At 62.1% G+C, this 983-nt stretch carries 1 protein-coding gene; it reads left to right on the plus strand.

The window, feature by feature from the left end; translation table 11 throughout:
• A partial coding sequence (locus FREUN1FDRAFT_RS39195) for a group II intron maturase-specific domain-containing protein (RefSeq protein WP_006546012.1) occupies nucleotides 1–517 on the plus strand: 517 nt, incomplete at its 5' end.
• Nucleotides 518–983: the final 466 nt, after the last annotated feature.

The raw sequence follows: 983 nt of genomic DNA on the forward strand, positions 1-983 counted from the left end.
ACGGATGGCCGAGGTCGGGCTGCGACTCAACCCGACCAAGACGAGAATCGTGTACTGCAAGGACTCGAATCGGCGCGGCCGCCATCCGGCGGTCATGTTTGATTTCCTGGGGTACACGTTTCGGCCGCTGCCCGCGGTCAACCGGCGGACGGGGAAAATGTTCACCTCGTTCGGACCTTCCATGAGCCGTGACCAGCAGACCCGGAAAGGCAGGGAGATCCGCCGCTGGCGGATGCACCTGCGTACCGGACGCACCTTGACCGACCTCGCCGCAGGGATCAACCCCTACGTGCGGGGCTGGATGAACTACTGGGGCCATTTCAACAAGTCCCAGATGTACCGCCTCCTGCAACGCATCAACGCCTACCTGATGCGCTGGGCCCGCAAGAAATACAAACGGCTCCGCAGCAAGAAAAGGCTCCAAGCCTGGTGGGAACGGGTCATCGCCAACGAACCCGGGCTGTTCGCTCACTGGGCATGGGTCACCGACTGCGGGCGCTCGTTCGCCGGACGATAAGAGCCGTATGAACCGAGAGGTTCACGTACGGAGTGCGCCGTGAGGCGCTCTGTTGTATCCCCAGCGCAGCTGGGATGGATTCGGAGGAGGATCCTTGGGTTCGCTGGCTCACCTGGACCCGAAAGGTGAAGGGGACAGCAGCATGCCAGAAGACGGCGGGCGTCGCGAAGGCGTCGAAGGCGGGCCGCCGTTGAACCCGCGTGATATGGCGAAAGCTGGATTGCCTGAATTCCAATCTCCAGACGGTAGATGTGAGGACCCATCGGAAAGACGTCTGAAACCGATGCCACGTCCTGCACTGGCCAGATCCGTGGGCTGGTGCATCCTTCGGGTCGTGGGGCGATGCCCAGTGAGGGCATTCAAGGAGATGAGTGGAACGCCTAAGAGCGTGTCTCACGTGGGTGTAGTGGATCTTCTTGCATGATCTGAGGCGTGAGCGACCGCCTTGCCCTGCGGCTGGTACCGG

This window comes from Parafrankia sp. EUN1f, assembly GCF_000177675.1.
In the GTDB taxonomy this organism is placed as follows: Bacteria; Actinomycetota; Actinomycetes; order Frankiales; family Frankiaceae; genus Parafrankia.